The sequence below is a fragment of the Verrucosispora sp. WMMD573 genome (assembly GCF_027497175.1).
GTDB lineage: Bacteria > Actinomycetota > Actinomycetes > Mycobacteriales > Micromonosporaceae > Micromonospora.
Genome location: NZ_CP114901.1, coordinates 1931096 through 1947210, shown reverse-complemented (window position 1 = coordinate 1947210; position 16115 = coordinate 1931096). Strand labels below are relative to the sequence as shown.

The 16115-nt window shown below is 71.5% G+C and carries 17 protein-coding genes; 9 read left to right on the top strand and 8 right to left on the bottom strand.

What is annotated here, in order from left to right; all coding sequences use genetic code 11:
• Window positions 1-35 precede the first annotated feature (35 nt).
• From O7601_RS09035 to O7601_RS09015, 5 genes are all read left to right on the top strand, one after another.
• Window positions 36-1043 (top strand): Ku protein, encoded by a 1008-nt coding sequence (locus tag O7601_RS09035; RefSeq protein ID WP_281565733.1) that lies wholly within the window; start codon window positions 36-38, stop codon window positions 1041-1043.
• A 190-nt stretch (window positions 1044-1233) separates the two neighbouring features.
• Window positions 1234-1869 (top strand): FKBP-type peptidyl-prolyl cis-trans isomerase, encoded by a 636-nt coding sequence (locus O7601_RS09030; protein WP_281565732.1) that lies wholly within the window; start codon window positions 1234-1236, stop codon window positions 1867-1869.
• Window positions 1870-2048: 179 nt separating this feature from the next.
• Window positions 2049-2873, top strand: a complete 825-nt coding sequence (locus O7601_RS09025; protein ID WP_281566855.1) for a hypothetical protein — start codon at window positions 2049-2051, stop codon at window positions 2871-2873.
• Window positions 2874-2972: 99 nt separating this feature from the next.
• Complete coding sequence (locus O7601_RS09020; protein WP_281565731.1) at window positions 2973-3629, top strand: HAD family phosphatase; 657 nt, start codon at window positions 2973-2975, stop codon at window positions 3627-3629.
• Between the two features lie 41 nt (window positions 3630-3670).
• Window positions 3671-4681: an NADPH:quinone reductase gene (locus tag O7601_RS09015; protein WP_281565730.1), complete on the top strand. Its 1011-nt coding sequence runs from the start codon at window positions 3671-3673 to the stop codon at window positions 4679-4681.
• Window positions 4682-4831: 150 nt separating this feature from the next.
• Here the strand turns inward: O7601_RS09015 and O7601_RS09010 are convergent, their stop codons facing one another.
• Entirely contained in the window at window positions 4832-6514 is a 1683-nt protein-coding gene (locus O7601_RS09010) for a fatty acid--CoA ligase (RefSeq protein WP_281565729.1), read from the bottom strand.
• 55 nt (window positions 6515-6569) lie between these two features.
• Between O7601_RS09010 and O7601_RS09005 the strand changes: the two genes are divergently transcribed.
• Window positions 6570-7061, top strand: coding sequence for an NUDIX domain-containing protein (locus O7601_RS09005; protein ID WP_281565728.1), 492 nt, complete (start codon window positions 6570-6572; stop codon window positions 7059-7061).
• Window positions 7062-7122: 61 nt separating this feature from the next.
• Here the strand turns inward: O7601_RS09005 and O7601_RS09000 are convergent, their stop codons facing one another.
• Window positions 7123-7671 carry a type 1 glutamine amidotransferase domain-containing protein gene (locus O7601_RS09000; RefSeq protein ID WP_281565727.1) on the bottom strand — a complete coding sequence of 183 codons (549 nt, stop codon included), beginning with the start codon at window positions 7669-7671 and terminating at the stop codon, window positions 7123-7125.
• Between the two features lie 146 nt (window positions 7672-7817).
• Here O7601_RS09000 and rfaE2 point away from each other — a divergent pair, with 146 nt between their 5' ends.
• Window positions 7818-9722 carry a D-glycero-beta-D-manno-heptose 1-phosphate adenylyltransferase gene (gene rfaE2 / locus O7601_RS08995; protein WP_281565726.1) on the top strand — a complete coding sequence of 635 codons (1905 nt, stop codon included), beginning with the start codon at window positions 7818-7820 and terminating at the stop codon, window positions 9720-9722.
• A complete protein-coding gene (locus O7601_RS08990; protein WP_281565725.1) occupies window positions 9719-10585 on the top strand; it encodes a glycosyltransferase family A protein in 867 nt (288 codons plus the stop codon). Before rfaE2 ends, O7601_RS08990 begins: the two co-directional genes overlap by 4 nt.
• Before the next feature lie 13 nt (window positions 10586-10598).
• On the opposite strand, the gene O7601_RS08985 is transcribed toward O7601_RS08990, so the two are convergent.
• The 3 genes from O7601_RS08985 to O7601_RS08975 are packed head-to-tail and all read right to left on the bottom strand — an operon-like array spanning window position 10599 to window position 12747.
• A complete protein-coding gene (locus tag O7601_RS08985; protein WP_281565724.1) occupies window positions 10599-11702 on the bottom strand; it encodes a glycosyltransferase family 9 protein in 1104 nt (367 codons plus the stop codon).
• An 8-nt stretch (window positions 11703-11710) separates the two neighbouring features.
• On the bottom strand, window positions 11711-12244 hold the full coding sequence (locus O7601_RS08980) for an Hsp20/alpha crystallin family protein (RefSeq protein ID WP_281565723.1): 534 nt from the start codon (window positions 12242-12244) through the stop codon (window positions 11711-11713).
• Window positions 12241-12747 carry a DUF2231 domain-containing protein gene (locus tag O7601_RS08975; RefSeq protein WP_281565722.1) on the bottom strand — a complete coding sequence of 169 codons (507 nt, stop codon included), beginning with the start codon at window positions 12745-12747 and terminating at the stop codon, window positions 12241-12243. The genes O7601_RS08980 and O7601_RS08975 overlap by 4 nt, the downstream gene beginning before the upstream one ends.
• 151 nt (window positions 12748-12898) lie before the next feature.
• Here O7601_RS08975 and O7601_RS08970 point away from each other — a divergent pair, with 151 nt between their 5' ends.
• Entirely contained in the window at window positions 12899-13516 is a 618-nt protein-coding gene (locus O7601_RS08970; RefSeq protein ID WP_281565721.1) for a pyridoxamine 5'-phosphate oxidase family protein, read from the top strand.
• A 110-nt stretch (window positions 13517-13626) separates the two neighbouring features.
• Here O7601_RS08970 and O7601_RS08965 read toward each other — a convergent pair whose 3' ends face one another.
• The 3 genes from O7601_RS08965 to O7601_RS08955 all read right to left on the bottom strand — a co-directional run bounded on the left by O7601_RS08965 (window position 13627) and on the right by O7601_RS08955 (window position 16035).
• Window positions 13627-14310 carry a GPP34 family phosphoprotein gene (locus tag O7601_RS08965; RefSeq protein ID WP_281565720.1) on the bottom strand — a complete coding sequence of 228 codons (684 nt, stop codon included), beginning with the start codon at window positions 14308-14310 and terminating at the stop codon, window positions 13627-13629.
• 97 nt (window positions 14311-14407) lie between these two features.
• Window positions 14408-15127: a hypothetical protein gene (locus O7601_RS08960; RefSeq protein WP_281565719.1), complete on the bottom strand. Its 720-nt coding sequence runs from the start codon at window positions 15125-15127 to the stop codon at window positions 14408-14410.
• Between the two features lie 26 nt (window positions 15128-15153).
• Complete coding sequence (locus O7601_RS08955) at window positions 15154-16035, bottom strand: ABC transporter ATP-binding protein (protein WP_281565718.1); 882 nt, start codon at window positions 16033-16035, stop codon at window positions 15154-15156.
• Window positions 16036-16115 lie beyond the last annotated feature (80 nt).

The window sequence follows — 16115 nt, the reverse complement described above, 5'->3', positions numbered from 1 at the left end:
GCGAGCATGGTCGATACCGGGGAAGGGAGCGCAGCATGCGGGCCATCTGGAAGGGAGCCGTGTCGTTCGGCCTGGTCTCGATCGGGGTCAAGCTGTATTCGGCGACCGAGGAAAAGGACATCCGGTTCCACCAGGTGCACCGCGAGGACGGCGGGCGGATCCGGTACAAGCGGACCTGCCAGGTCTGTGGCGAGGAGGTCAGCTACGACGACATCGCCAAGGGCTACGACATCGGCGGCGGGGAGATGGTCATCCTCACCGACGACGACTTCGCCGACCTGCCGCTGAGCACCTCCCACGCGATCGACGTGCTGGAGTTCGTGCCGGCCGAGCAGGTCGACCCGATCCTCTACAACAAGGCGTACTTCCTGGAGCCGGAGGGCACCGCGACCAAGCCGTACCTGCTGCTGCGGGACGCGTTGACCGACTCGGAGCGGGTGGCCATCGTCAAGGTGGCGCTGCGTCAGCGGGAGCAGCTGGCCACCCTGCGGGTCCGTGAGGGTGTGCTGCTGCTGAACACGATGCTCTGGCCCGACGAGATCCGTAAGCCGGATTTCGGTTTCCTCGACGAAGACCTCAAGATCCGTCCTCCGGAGTTGGCGATGGCCACCTCGCTGATCGACTCGATGGCCGGGGAATTTCACCCGGACGAGTTCACCGACGACTACCGGGCGGCGTTGCAGGAGGTCATCGACGCGAAGGTGGAGGGCCGCGAGGTGGTCCAGCCGGAGGAGGTGGAGGAGGCGCCCGCCGCCGCCGTCGACCTGATGGCGGCGCTCAAAGCGTCCGTGGAGCGGGCCCGGGCGGCTCGCGGCGAGGCACCGGCCGGCGGTGGCGCCGAACCGACCCCGATCTCGTCGGCACGCTCGGCGCAGAAGAAGGCGGCGGAGAAGAAGGCCACCAAAGCACCGGCCAAGAAGGCGCCCGCGAAGAAGACCGCCGAGAAGAAGACCACCGCCAAGAAGGCCCAACCGGCCAAGAAGACGGCGGAGAAGAAAGCCACCAAGACCGCCAAGAAGACCACTCCGCGTAAATCCGCCTGACCGCACCTTTGGTCGCCCGAATGCGCCTTCGGGCGGTTGCGGGGCGACCTGGACTCCCTGGTCGGCACAGCCCTGCCTGCGGACGCGGGCCATCGATGGTCGGAAGTGCCTCGTACACCAGGTACCGTGTGTCGGCGACGGCTGCCCGTGGCCGGACCCACCCCACACCTCTCAGCAGGGAGTCGAGGACGTGAGCGAGCAGGAGACCAAGGCGCGGCGGCGGCTGGCCGAGCAGTTGGCGGCTCAGAAGGCAGCCGAGGCGAAGCGCCGCCGGCAGGCCTGGGCCGGCGCCTTCGCCGGGATCGCCGTCGTGGCGGTGCTGATCACCGTGTTCGTGATCGTGGGCCAGCGCGGTGGTGACGACGCGCCCGAGCAGGCCGCCGGCACCCCCTCCGCCCCGGCGGAGGCGACGAACGAGCCGGGTGCGCCACCCGCGCCGCAGCTACCGGAGGGCGCGGACCCGGCCCTGGGCAGCAAGCCGACCGTCACCGCGGGAGAGGGCGAGCTGACCAAGCTGACCGTCACCCCGCTGATCGAGGGCACCGGGCCGAAGGTGCAGGCCGGCCAGTCGATCACCACCAACTACGTCGGCGTCTTCTACGAGAGCGGCGAGGAGTTCGACTCGTCCTGGGAGCGGGGCGAGCCCGCCACCTTCCCGATCGGCGTCGGGCAGGTCATCCCGGGCTGGGACAAGGGCCTGGTGGGCGTGACCGTGGGCAGCCGGGTGCAGCTCGACATCCCGGCCGAGGACGCGTACGGCGACGGTGGGGGCGGTCGCCCGGCGGGCCCGCTGCGTTTCGTGGTGGATGTGCTCGCCGCCGAGTGAGCCTCGGTTCGGGTCGTCCGACAGAACATCGATGCCGTTGACCACAGATGGCTTCCGAACGGTCACCGACCGGCAGTAGGTTCGACAAGCGTCCCGGGCAGCTCGCCCGGGACGCTGGTCGAGGCGACACGGAGGTGCACGTGACGGCAGTGGACGCCGACGGGCGGACCGCCCGGTTGATGTGGACGCATTACGAGCCGGTGCACGCCGTCACCTATTTCCACCCACGCGCCCGCGCCGCCTACGGCGCAGCCGGGCTGCGCGGCTACTGGCGGGGTTACTTCGCTGGTCGCGCCGCCCCGCTCGGCCCGACCGGCCCGGCACCGGTGATCGCCACCTTCTTCAACTTCGCGCCGCACATGGTGAGCCGGGCTCTGCCGGCGGTGTGGCAGCTGGCCTCGCCGGACCAGGCGCTTCGTGCCCGGTTGACCGGGGCGGTGCAGGCGCTCGCCGAGTTGACCTACGAGTTGCCCGAGCGGCACCTCGTGGAGGCCGCCGACCTGCTTGAGGCCGCCACCGACGGACTCGGTACGGCCGGCCGGGTGCTCGGCGCGGCGAATGCCGCCCTGCCCCGTGGTGAGTACCCACTGGCTCGGCTCTGGCAGGCCGCCACCACGCTGCGCGAGCATCGCGGCGACGGACACGTGGCGGCGTTGGTCGCCGCCGATCTCGACCCGGTGGAGACGCTGGCCTGGCGGGTCGCGGTCGACATGCCGCCGGCCAACCTGCTCGGCCGGGGCTGGTCGGAGCAGGACTGGTCGCAGGCGCGCGAGCGGCTCACCGGCCGTGGTTGGCTGGACGCCGACGGCAAACCGACCGAGCGCGGGCGGGCGGCCTTCCAGGCGATCGAGGACGCCACCGATCTCGCCGCCGTCCGTCCCTGGCTCACCCTCGGCCCCGAGCGCGCGCACCGACTACGCGAGCTGCTCGACCCGATCGCCCGCGCCGCCCACACGGTCATCCCGCCGGACAGCCCCATCGGCCTCCCGCCCCTGTCGGGTTGACCAAGAGCTTTGCGTCTGAAAGCTGCGGATCCCCGCCGCGAACTTCTTGATCGACGCGGTGGGTGGGTGAGGTTCGGGTGGGTGGGAGAGGATGGGGGTGTGACGGTGGATGGGGTGGTTTTTGATCTTGACGGTGTGATCGTCGACTCCGAGCCGGTGTGGGAGGAGGTTCGGCGGGCGTACGTAGCCGAGCACGGCGGCAGCTGGCAGGACGACACCCAGCGTCGGCTGATGGGAATGAGCACCGGCGAGTGGGCCCGGTACCTCAGCGACGAGTTGGGGGTGCGGCGCAGCGCCGACCAGGTCGCCGCCGAGGTGGTCGAGGAGATGGCCCGCCGGTACGCCGCCCGGGTGCCGGTGATCGACGGCGCGGTCGACGCGGTCCGTCGGACGGCCGCGCGGTGGCCCCTGGGGCTGGCCAGTTCCTCACCGACCCGGCTGATCGCCGCGGCGCTGGCCGCCACCGACCTGACCGACGCGTTCGGCAGCACCCTGTCGACCGAGGAGACCGAGCGCGGCAAGCCGGCACCTGACGTCTACCTGACCGTGGCCCGGCGGCTCGGCCTCGACCCGACGCGCTGCGTGGCGGTGGAGGATTCTTCCAACGGGGTGCGTTCGGCGGCTGCCGCCGGAATGGCGGTGGTGGCGGTGCCGCACGGGGCGTACCCGCTGGATCCGGACGCTCGACGGCTGGCCGTGACGGTGCTGGAGTCGATCGACGAGTTGACTCCGGAGGTCGTCGACCGGCTGGGCTGAACCGGCACCGGGCGGTCCCCGGCCCGCCTACGGTCGGTGGCATGAAGGCGATGGTGTACGAGCGCACCGGTGATCCCTCCGTGCTCCAGCTTGTCGAGCGGCCGGTGCCGGAGCCCGGTCCCGGCGAGGTGCTGCTACGGGTCGCGGTGTCCGGGGTGAATCCGACGGACTGGAAGTCGCGCCGGCAGGGCCAACTGCCGGCTGGCTGGCAGACGCCCGGCCAGGACGGGGCCGGGGTGGTCGAGGCGGTCGGCGAGGGGGTCGACCAGGAGCTGATCGGCGAGCGGGTGTGGGTCTGGGAGGCCGCCTGGCAGCGGCCGTGGGGTACCGCCGCCGAGTACACGGTGGTTCCGGTCCGCCAGGCGGTACGCCTGGGCGACGCCTCCTTCGAGCTGGGTGCCTGCCTGGGCATCCCCTTCCTGACGGCGCACCGCTGCCTGACCGCCGGGGAGTATCTGCCGGACAGCCTGCGCCCGGGTGCGTTGAGCGATCACACGGTGCTGGTGCAGGGTGGGGCAGGCGCCGTGGGCAACGCCGCGATCCAACTCGCTGCCTGGGCCGACGCCTGCGTCATCGCCACGGTGAGCAGTGCCGAGAAGGCTCAACTGGCGGCGGCGGCCGGTGCCTCCGCAGTGGTCAACTACCGGGAGCAGGACGTGGTGGAGGAGGTCCACAAGCTCGCGCCCGACGGGGTGCACGGCATCGTGGAGGTTTCCCCCGCCCGCAACGCGGCCACCGACGTACGGTTGCTGCGCCCCGGCGGCGTGGTCTGCGTGTACGCCGACGACGGCGGTGACGAGTTGACGTTGCCGGTCCGACAACTGATGGCACCGAACGCCCGCTGGCAGTTCGTGCTGGTCTACACCATGCCGAAGGCGGCCAAGGCGCAGGCGGTGGTGGACGTCGCGGCGGCCGCCGCGCAGGGCGGGATCCGGGTCGGCGAGGACGCCGGCCTGCCGTTGCACTCCTATCCGCTGTCGGCGACCGCCGCCGCGCATCAGGCGGTGGAGGACTCGGTGGTCGGCAAGGTGCTGCTCAGCGCCCGCGGATAAGCGGTCCTACCTGGGATTTTTCACCGTCCGCAGGACAGAGGCGAATAAGTCTCGCAATACTGGCATTGCGGGTCGTCCCGCAAGGAACGGGCGGCCCCGGCGCGGTGCGAACGCCGGGGCCGCCCACCGGAGAGAGGTCTGTGCAGGCCACTACTCCCAATGGCGATGATGCGCCGAAAAACGATACGGCGTGGCCAGTTCCCGCACATTGAGGTCGCCGTCGGCGTACCGGGAGCGCACCACCTTCTTGTCGAACTTGCCGACGCTGGTCTTCGGCACCGCCTCGATGAACGCCCACCGCTCCGGCAGCTGCCAGCGCGCCACCGACCCGGCCAGGAAGTCGCGCAACTCCTCCGGGGTCGCCGAGGCGCCCTCCCGGAGCACCACCGTGGCCAGCGGCCGTTCGTCCCACCGCTGGTCCGGCACGCCCACCACGCAGGCCTCCAGCACCGCCGGGTGGGCCATCAGCGCGTTCTCCAACTCCACCGACGAGATCCACTCGCCGCCGGACTTGATCACGTCCTTGGCGCGGTCGGTGAGGGTGATGTAGCCGTCCGCCGACAGGGTGCCCACGTCACCGGTACGCAGCCAACCGTCACGGAACTTCTCCGGGTCCGGCGCGTCGTCCCCGACGTACCGGGCGGTGATCCACGGCCCACGGACCTCCAGCTCACCGACGGAGGCTCCGTCGGCGGGCAGCGGCTCCCCGGCCGGACCCACGATGCGGGCCCGCACTCCCGCCGGCACCCGGCCCTGCGTGTACCGGTACCGCCAGGCGTCGTCGCCGCTCGCCCCGGCCGGCGGGCGCGACACCGAGCCCAGCGGCGACATCTCGGTCATCCCCCAGGCGTGGATCACGTCGACGCCGTGCCGCTCGTCGAACGCGTGCATCAGCGACGGCGGACAGGCCGAACCACCGACGATCACCTCCTTGAGCGAGGCGGTGTCGACGTCGTGGCTGTCCAGGTAGGCCAGCAGGTCGGTCCAGATGGTTGGCACCGCACCGGCCAGGGTCGGCCGCTCGGCGGCGATCATCTCGGCGATCGGTGCGGCCTGGAGGAAACGGTCCGGCATCACCAGCGACGCGCCGGAGAGAAAGGCCGCGAACGGCAGCCCCCACGACATCGCGTGGAACATCGGCACGATTGCCAGTTCCCGGTCGGTCGGCCCGAGCCCGAAGCCCTCCGGCATGCAGATCTGCAACGAGTGCAGGTAGATCGAGCGGTGCGAGTAGGCCACTCCCTTGGGGTTGCCGGTGGTGCCGGAGGTGTAGCAGAGGGCGGCGGCATCGCGCTCGTCCACCTCGGGCCAGTCGTACACCTCCGGGCGGTCGGCCAACAGCGCGTCCCAGTGGTGTACGGCGATCCGGTCGCCCGCCGCCGCCACCAGGGGAGCGGGATCGCCGCCGCCGACCACCACCACGTGCCGCACGCTTGTCATGCCACCGAGGGACTTCGCCAGCAGCGGGATCAGCGTCGAGTCGACAAGCACCACCCGGTCCTCGGCGTGGTTGGCGATGTAGGTGACCTGGTCGGGAAAGAGCCGGATGTTGAGCGTGTGCAGCACCGCACCCATGCTGGGCACCGCGAAGTACGCCACCAGGTGCTCGGTGTTGTTCCACATGAAGGTGGCGACCCGCTCGTCGCCGGTCACCCCGCACTCCGCCCGCAGGGCGTGCGCGAGCCGGGCTGCGTCCCGCCCGACCTCGGCGTACGTGCTGCGCCGTGGCTCGGCGCCGGTCCACGTCACCACCTCGGCCGCGCCATGCACGGTGGCGCCGTGTTCGAGGATCCGGGAGACCTGAAGAGGGGCGTCCATCATCGTGCTACGCATGGGTAACAAGTTAGTGTCGCCGGTCACACGTTGGGAACCCCCGTAAATTGTCCGGGTGAGCATCTCCTGGGCTGATTCGTACGTCGGGCAACTGCGTGCCCTGGCCGGCGACCGGACGCTGATGTTCGTCGGCGCGCGGGCCGTGGTGCGCGACAACTCGGCCCGCACCCTGCTGATCCGCCGCTCCGACAACGGCCAGTGGGCGCTGCCCGCCGGCGCGATGGAGCTGGGCGAGTCGATCGCGGACTGCGCGGTGCGGGAGGTACGCGAGGAGACCGGGCTGCGGGCGCTGCGGGTCAGCGCCTTCGCCCTCTACACCGGCCCGGACCGTACCCACACCAACATGTACGGTCACACCTATCAGATCTTCACCACCGCGTTCCGGGTCGAGGAGTGGGACGGCCGGCTGGCCCGGGTCACCGACGAGACCATCGACGCGGGCTTTTTCCACCGCGAGGCGATGCCCCAGCCACTCTCGGCAAGCGTCCTGGAGACCCTGGCCGACCTGGACGTCTTCGAGCAGACCAACCGCCTGATCCTGAAGTGATCAGTAAGCACGGTGGCCCCGCCCGGACGGGCGAGGCCACCGAACGAGTGCTGCCGCCGGATCAGTGCCGGCCCTCGGCGAACTCCTCGACGATCTTGGCGCAGAAGGCGGGCAGGTCATCGGGCTTACGGCTGCTGACCAGCCCGTTGTCGGTCACGACCTCCTCGTCGACCCACTCCGCGCCAGCATTCACCAGGTCGGTACGCAGGCTGGGCCAGCTGGTCAGCCGCCGCCCCCGCACCACGTCCGCCTCGACAAGCGTCCACGGGCCGTGGCAGATCACCCCGACCGGCTTGCCGGCGTCGAAGAACGACCGCACGAACCGGACGGCGTCGGCATCGGTACGCAGGAAGTCCGGGTTTGCCACCCCTCCGGGCAACACCAGCGCGTCGTACCGGGCGGGATCCGCGTCGGCCGCGCTCACGTCCACCTCGTACGTGGTGGAGGGGTCCAGATGCTCGAAGGAGGTGATCTTCCCAGGCTTGATCGACACCAGCTCGGCGGTCGCGCCGGCCTGCTCGACGGCCTGACGCGGCTTGACGTACTCGACCTGCTCCACGCCGTCGGTGGCCAGGAAGGCAACCCGCTTGCCCTGCAACGTCGCTGCCATGATGTTCTCCTCTCCGGGGGTTCGTCCATCTCCGTTCCCGGCACCAACGTCACGAAACGCGGCGGGTCGGTGGCCCACCACACGTCGTCGCCAGCAGGTGCCCGGCCGGCAGGTTTGACCCCGCCGACCGGAGGGGAACCGCCGGCATGGCACGAGCAGCAGCGGAACAGCTCCGGCTCGCCGACGTCGTGCAGAGCTGGCTCGGACGTCCGGTCCTGGTGATCGGCGACGCCATGCTCGACGAGTGGCGGTTCGCGGACTCCGACCGGTTGTGCCGGGAGGCCCCCGCCCCGGTCCTCACCCTGCGCCGCCGCATCTCGGCGGCGGGCGGCGCCGCCAACACCGCCGTCAACATCGCCACGCTGGGCGGGCGCTCGGTGCTGGTGGCGCCCGTCGGGGCCGACGCCGCCGGCGACGAGCTGCACGACTGCCTCGACCGGGCCGGCGTCTGGGACCGTACGGTCAGCCAGCCCGGGCGGCCCACCCCGGTCAAGCGTCGAATGTTGGCCGACGACCAGATCCTGCTGCGGGAGGACTCCGGCGACCCGGACGACCCGCTCAGCGACGTGGGGGTGGACTGCCTGCTCACCGCCCTGGACTGCGCGAGTGCGGAACTGCGGGCGGCCAGCGGAGGCGAGAAGCCGACCCTGGTGGTCTGTGACTACGGCCTGGGTGCGCTGCCCGCGCCGGTCCGCGCCTGGCTGGTCGAGCACCGGGACCGGTACGCCACGGTCGCGCTCGACGCCCACGACCTCGCCGACTGGCGGGGCCTTGCCCCGACCGTGGTGACCCCGAGCTTCGCGGAGGCCACCCGCCTGCTCGCCCGCGCAGGCATGATCGGGCCGGCCACGAACCCGGCGTCCCCCGCTGACCCGGCCGACACCGCCACTGCCGGTGGGCACGAGCTGCACCTGGAGCATCCCGAGGTCGACCCGGCCGACGGGCCCTCCGAGCTGACCGTGGGAACGGCCCCGGGCGAGGCCGGGATGCGGCGCACCGACGGGCCCACCGGGGAGCCCACCCCGGGCGAGAGCCGGGTGGCGATGACCCGCGACGGGCTCAGTGTGACCGGCACCGGAGTGACCGTGAACACCGAGGTCGGTGCCGGCGTGGACCGGGCTGTTCTGGCCGAGTCCCGGCTCGCCGAGTTGCGTGCCCACACCGGTGCGGCCGTGGTCGCGGTGACCCTGGACACCGAGGGTGCCGTGGTCGGCGGGATCGACGGCGAACCCGCCCGCAGCCACACCACACCCGTGCCCGCCAGCCACACCGTCGGTGCCGGTGACGCGTACCTGGCGGCGATGACGCTCGCACTGGCCGCCGACGCTCCACTGTCCACCGCCGCACAACTGGCCCAGCTCGCCGCGACCAGCACTGTCGCCGGCACCGGCACCTGCGTGTGCCGCCGCGAGGACCTGCTGGCCGCGCTGGGCCGGTCGACACCCGACGGCCGGCAGGTGCTTGTCGACACCGGGCACCTCGCGGAGATCGTGGCCGAACACCGGCGCGCCGGCCGCTCGATCGTCTTCACCAACGGCTGCTTCGACGTACTGCACCGGGGGCACGTGCGCTACCTGGAACAGGCCCGCACCCTCGGCGACCTGCTGGTGGTGGCGGTCAACTCCGACGGCAGCGTACGCCGGTTGAAGGGTGCGGGCCGGCCGGTGAACCCGATCGAGGACCGCGCCGCCCTGCTCGCCGCGCTTACCTGCGTCGACCACGTGGTGGTGTTCGAGGAGGATTCGCCGGCCGCCCTCATCGAAGCGGTCCGACCGGACGTCTACGTCAAGGGCGGCGACTACCCGCCCGAGCTGGTGCCGGAGGCGCCGCTGGTGCAGCGGCTGGGCGGCCAGGTGCGCACCCTGGGGTACGTGGCGGACCGCTCCACCTCGGCAATCATCGACCGGATCCGCGCGTACGGCCAGGAGGGCGCGACCGGCGCGGAGGTCGGGCCGACCGCGCCCGCTCCGGAGGTGGAAACCTCCGGCGCGGCCGGAAGCGCCGTCACGACCGGTGCGGACACGCCGCCACTGACCGGCAAGGCGCCGTGAACCGACCCCTCGACGCCGGCACGCCCGCGCAGTTCCGCGTCGACCGGCTGGTCGACGTGCTCGTTCCGACCCGCAACCGGCCCACCGAACTCGCCGTCACCCTCTCCGGGCTCGCCGCCCAGGAGGGGGTGCCGGGATTCGGCGTGGTGGTCAGCGACCAGTCCGACGGCGACCCCGGGTACGCCCATCCGGCGACGGCCACAATGGTCCGGGCGCTGCGTCACCGGGGACATCCGGTGCTGCTGACCCGGCGGCTGCCCCGGCGCGGGCTCGCCGAACACCGCGATTTCCTGCTCGCCACCTCCACCGCCCGGTACGTGCTCTTCCTCGACGACGACGTCTGGCTGGAACCGGGGGCGCTGCGCCGGCTGGTGACCGCGATCGGCGAGTTGGGCTGCGGCTTCGTCGGCAACGGGGTACACGGCCTGTCCTACCTGGACGACGTACGGCCACACACGCACCGGCACTACCGGGAGTGGCCGGGACGGCCGGTGCCGGAGCGGGTCCGGCCGGGCACGCCCGAGTGGGACCGGGCGCAGATCCACTCGGCGGCGAACCTGCTGCACGTGACGGCGTCGCTGACGCTGGCGGACGACGAATGGCGGGCGTACCAGGTGTCCTGGGTCGGCGGTTGCGTGCTCTACGACCGGGCCAAGCTGGTCGACTCGGGCGGTTTCGGCTTCTGGCGTCGGGTGCCGGTGCGGCACCAGGGCGAGGACGTCGCCGCGCAGCTCGCCGTGCTGGGCCGGCACGGCGGCGCCGGTGTCCTGCCCAGCGGCGCCTACCACCTGGAGTCGCCGACCACGGTCACCGAACGCGACGTGGAGGCGTGGGAGGTCGTCCTCGCCGACCCGGAGGCCTGAGCCAGCGGACGTCTCAGCGGAACAGCAGCTCGCGGGCGGCTTCGAGCACCTCGGCCACCGGGACGTCGGTGACGAAGGAGTCGCGGTGCGGGCAGTCGCCGTCGCCGGGGCGGTGCGGGTAGATGCCGGGGGTGCAGTCCACCCCGCAGACCGGACAGTGCACCGTCCACGAGGTGATCGGCCGATGCCGGCCCCGTAGCACGGGAGCGGTGGTGATCAGGTTGCCGACCCAGAAGATGCCGACGGTGGGGGTGCCGACGGCGGCGGCCAGGTGCAACGGACCTGTGTCGTTGGAGACCACCAGCTCACAGCCGGCGTAACAGCCGGCCAGCCCGCCCAGACTGAGCGTGCCCACCTGCGGCCGGACCGGCACACCGGCGGTGGCGACCACCCGGTCGACCGCCTCCTGCTCGGCAGCGGTGCCGGTGACCAGCACCTCGTACCCGTCGGCGTGCAGCGTCCGGGCCACCTCCCCGAAACGGTCGGCGGGCCAGCGCCGCCGGGTGTCGGTCGCCCCGGGATGCAGCGCCACCCGGGGACGCTCCGGCTCGCCCAGCACGGCCCGTGCCTCGGCCCGGTCGGCTTCGGTGACCGCCAGCTCCGGGGTGATCGTGGTGGCCGGAGCGCCCACCAGGGCCACCGCCTCCAGGTAGCGGACCACCTCGTGCTGGTAGTAGACGTAACGCAGCCAGCGGTCCAGCGGCGGCGCGTCCTCGGCCCGCAGGCCGGCGGTGACCCGGGCACCAAGCGCGGCCACCAGCGGGTTGGAGTTGGCACCGCCGCCGTGCAGCTGCAACGCCAGGTCGAACCGTTCCGCGCGGGCCTCGGCCAGGAAGTCGACCATGCTGGACTCTGGCTCGCCGTCGGTCGCCGTCCGGATCCCCGGCGCGGGCGGCACCACCAGCACCCGGTCGACCGGACCCGGCCGGTCCCGCCACAGCTGCGCGTGCCAGGGCGCGCCGAGCAACACGATCTCCGCCCTGGGGTACGCCGCCCGCAACGCCTCCAGCGCGGGTAGCACGAAGATGAAATCACCGAGCGCGTTGGCGCGCAGCACCGCGACCCGGGCCACGTCGGGCACCCGGTCGGCGGCCTCTTCCAGCACGGGCGGGGCCACCGGGCGCGCTACCGACCGGAATCGCCGATGGCGACGTCCGGTTGGTGCAGTTCCCGATCCGCCGCCGGGTCGACGCTGCTCGGCACACCGCCGGACGAGCCGGCCGGCCGGGGGCCGGTACGGCCGACGGTGATGGTGCGCGGCGCAGGCCGATTCGCCCGGGGCAGCCGTACCCGCAGCAGACCGTGGTCCATCACCGCGTCGATCGCCTCGGGGTCCACGCGCGACGGCAGCTGCACGCGGTACTCGAAGCCCCGGGTCTCGAACCCGCCGGGAATGCCATGGTCGGCGTTGACCTCGGCCTCCGTACGCGCCCGCACGCACAGCTCGCGGTCGTCCAACTCCACCGCGACCTCCTCCGGAGCGACGCCGGGCAGCCGGACGACCACCTCCCAGCCGTCGCTGGTCTCGCCCAGCTCCACCTCGGGCGGACCCGGTCGACCACCGACCAGCCGGCTCAGCTCGGCCCGCAGCGACTGCAACTCGCCCATCGGGTCCCAGCCCTGCTGACCGCCCCGCCAGCCGCGTCCCGGCCTGGTCATCGCGCATCTCCCATCCGTTGACTGGCGGCCACCGGCCGCAGGGAACTCGGCGCGTCGAGGCTGGCCTCCCGGTCGACCCCGACCCCGAGCCGGTCGACGAGTTCACCGCCCAGCCAACCGCCGACACCGAGGATGCCGAGCGCCACCACCTCGATGGCGACAAGTGCCCCACCCGCGGCCCGCGAGTCGGCGTTGAGGCGTACCACCCAGACGGCGGCGAAGAGCAGGATCACCGCGACGTTCGCGGCCGCGTGGGTCAGCGCCACCCGCTTGGCCCGGGTACCGGAGGGGATCGCCAGCAGGTCGAACGTCCCGGCCGCCGCGGCCAGCAGGCCGCCGATCAGGCCCACGGTGAGATTCCAGTACGCCACCTCGCCGAGGAAATCCGGCCCACCGACCGTGTCGATGACGTCGAACAGCACGGCGGTGACCAGCAGGGCGAACGGAAACATCACGAGCATCGGATGGACGGGGTGCCCCAGAATCTTGAGCCGACTCTCCATCTCCGGGCCTCCACTGCTCTCCGAGGGCGCTCATTGGGTCCGTACCCCGGGCACCGAGGGACAAACCTCACGGGCGGGCGCGACTAGACTGACCCTGGCGGTTTCCCGCCCGGGTGCCGTCATCACGGTCAACTCCATCAGGAGGCACCCAGTGACGGTGGAGATCACATCCGCAGCCGAATTGACCGAGTTGCTCGGCACCCCGGCCCCCCGCGCAGTCGCCAAGGAGCGCACCAGCCTGCACGAGCGTGACCGGCAGTGGCTCGCCGAGTCGCCGTTCTGCCTGGTGGCCACCGCCGGAGCGGACGGCACCTGCGACGTCTCCCCCAAGGGTGACCCGGCGGGTTTCGCTCTTGTACTCGACGAGCGGACCATCGCCATTCCGGAGCGTCCCGGCAACAAGCGCGCCGACGGCTACCGCAACATCCTGGCCAATCCACACGTCGGCCTGATCTTCCTCATCCCAGGGCGCACCGACACTTTGCGGATCAACGGCCGGGCCCGGCTGCTGCGCGACGCGCCCTGGTTCGACGACATGGTGGTCAAGGGGCATCGGCCGGTGCTCGCCGTGGTGGTCGAGATCGAGCAGATCTTCTACCACTGCGCGAAGGCGTTTCTCCGGTCACAGCTGTGGCAGCCGGAGACCTGGCCGTCGGACCCGCTGCCCAGCCGGGCCCGCCTGATCAAGGAGGTCGAGGCCCCTGCCGAAACTCTCGCCGACCTGGAACACCACTACGGCCCCCAGTACGCCGCCACCCTCTACACCTGACCCGCCCCCGCACCGCCCCCCGCCCGCAACTTCGGTGATGTTGCTGCCTGCGGCCCACCGAGACCCGACAACATCCGTGACGTTGCAGGCCGGGGCTTCACGGGGGTGTTCTAGCTTCGGGGGATCACTGTGGTGGTGACGATGACACTGTTGACGACGGTTGCGGTCACGGTCCGGGTCACGGCTTCCGCTGCGGCACCGGCGCCCCAGTTGCCCTGTTCGAGTTCCTTGGCCCGGGTGATCACAGGTGTGGTCCACGGGATGTCGCGGTAGAACTGGGGCAAGGTTCCGCTGCCCGACAGCAGCGCCACCAGCGCGGCCACCCGGGCCGACGGTTCCGCGCCGTCCACGAGCACCTGCCGGACCTCCGCCAGCAGACCCGCGCGGCGTCCGGTGCCACCGTCGCGCAGCGCGGTCGTCCGGAACAGGCCGAGCAGCTTCCGGTCCTCGCGCCGGATGTCGCCGCGTTCGACGAGCCGCTCCAACACCGGCTTGCGCAGCTCCGGGCCGATCGCGGCCAGCACCGTCTGGACGCCGCGGGGCTTCTCGGAGAGGTAGTCCCACGCCGGTCGGAGCAACTCGTCCGACGGTGCCTGACCCTCGGCGATCTCCACCTTGCGCCGGTTCCCCACGGTCACCCGGTCCGCGAGGGCGAGATCCGCGAGTACGGCACCGGCGAGGACGTAGAAGAGGGTGTTCTCTCCGGCGATGGTGCCCGACCTCGGCTGGAACAACAGGAGCAGCAGGTCCTCCACCAGCGTCGGTGCTCCGGGTCGCGTCGTCTCGGCGGTCACGGTCGCTCCTTCGTCGTACGTCTTCCAGGGCAGTGCGCGGCGTGGTCGGATGGCTGGTCGGGGTGTTGCGCGGCCATCTCCGCGACGCTTGCCGCCCTCACCGGCGGGGCTCCCACTTGAACAGGCGGGTGGCCGCCACGACGGCGATGACGACCCAGCCCAGCGTCGGGGCCAGCAGGAGCAGGGAGTCGGTCACGGCGACGCCACCGTTCCAGGCGTTCATCACCATCTCGGTCGCGGAGCCACCGGGCAGCAGCCGCTTGAGCAGGGCGAGGTCCTCGGTGCCGCTGATGCCCACCCAGCTGGCCACACCGATCACACCGAGGGTGACGGGCAGGGTGGTGACCTGGGCGTGCTCGGGTGAGTTCGTCAGGCCGGCGGTGGCCAGCCCCAGGCCGAGCAGCATGGCCACGGTCGCGACGATCGCCACCACCAGCAGGGGTATGTTGGCCGGCCCGCCGGCAACCATGGCCAGCGCGGTCAGGATCGCAGCCACCTGCACCACGGCGACCACGGTGGCAGGCAGCAGCAGGCCGGCGATGATGCCGGCGTCACCGATGGCCGTGGAGCGCAGCCGTTTGAGGAAGAGATTCTGCCGCCGGGACGCCAGAGTCGTCACGGTCGTGGCGTAGAGACCGAACGCGGCCACGGTGAACAGCACGATCGCCGCGATGTAGCCGAGGCTGCCGAGCGCGGCGAAGGTTTCGTGCTGACGGACGAAGTACGCGGAGACGACCACCGGAATGATGAAGCTGGTGACCAGCACCAGCCGGTTCCGGAAGATCTGGATCAACTCGCTGAAGGCGATGGGGAACACGGGAAGAAATCCTCTCGGGAGACGGGTCAGCCGCTGATGGCGCGGAAGACGTTGTCGAGCCGGGTCGGCCCGGCCTCCAGGTCCCGCAGCTCCACGGCGTGGTCCTGCGCCCAGGCGAGCAGGACGTGCAGGTCCTTCTGCAGGCCGAAGGTCTCGATCACGACCCTGCCGTCGCCATCCGTGGCGGCCTGCACCGGCAGCGCCGGTGCCGTCGGCGGCAGCGAGAAGCGGATGACCGCCGGCAGCGTGCGGGTCAGCTCGGAGACGGTGCCCTCACGGTGGAAGGTGCCCTCGTGCATGAGCCCGATCCGGTCGGCGCGCTGCTGCGCCTCCTCCAGGTAGTGCGTGGTGAGCACGATCGTCGCGCCGTTCTCCCGGAGCCGGTCCACGGTCGTCCACAGGTGATCCCGCGACTGGACGTCCAGGCCGGTGGTCGGCTCGTCCAGGAAGATCAGCTCCGGGTTGCCGTAGACGGCGGTGGCGAAGTCCAACCGCCGCTTCTCCCCGCCGGAGAGCTGGGAGACCTTCCGGCCGGCCTTGCCGGTGAGGTCGACGACGTCGAGCACCCGGTCGACATCGTCGGTCCGCCGGGTCAGGGTGCCGATCAGCCGGACCGATTCGCGGACCGTGAGGTCGGGGGAGAAACCACTCTCCTGGAGCATCACCCCCATCCGGGGACGGACCACCCGACGGTCGCCCGGTTGATGGCCGAAGACCCGCACGCTGCCAGAGGTCGGCGTCCGGTGTCCCTCGATGGTCTCCAGGGTCGAGGTCTTCCCCGCCCCGTTCGTGCCGAGCAGCGCGTACAGTTCGCCGCGCCGGACCTCGAAGGAAAGATCCTTCACGGCGTGGAAGTCGCCGTACTTGACGTTCAGCCGTTCGACTTCGATCACTGGTGTCGTGGACATGCACCAATGACAGCAGCGGTTGCGCCGATCCATCAGTGGTGCCACGTCACGGGTACATATGACGTGGTGTCACTGCTCGC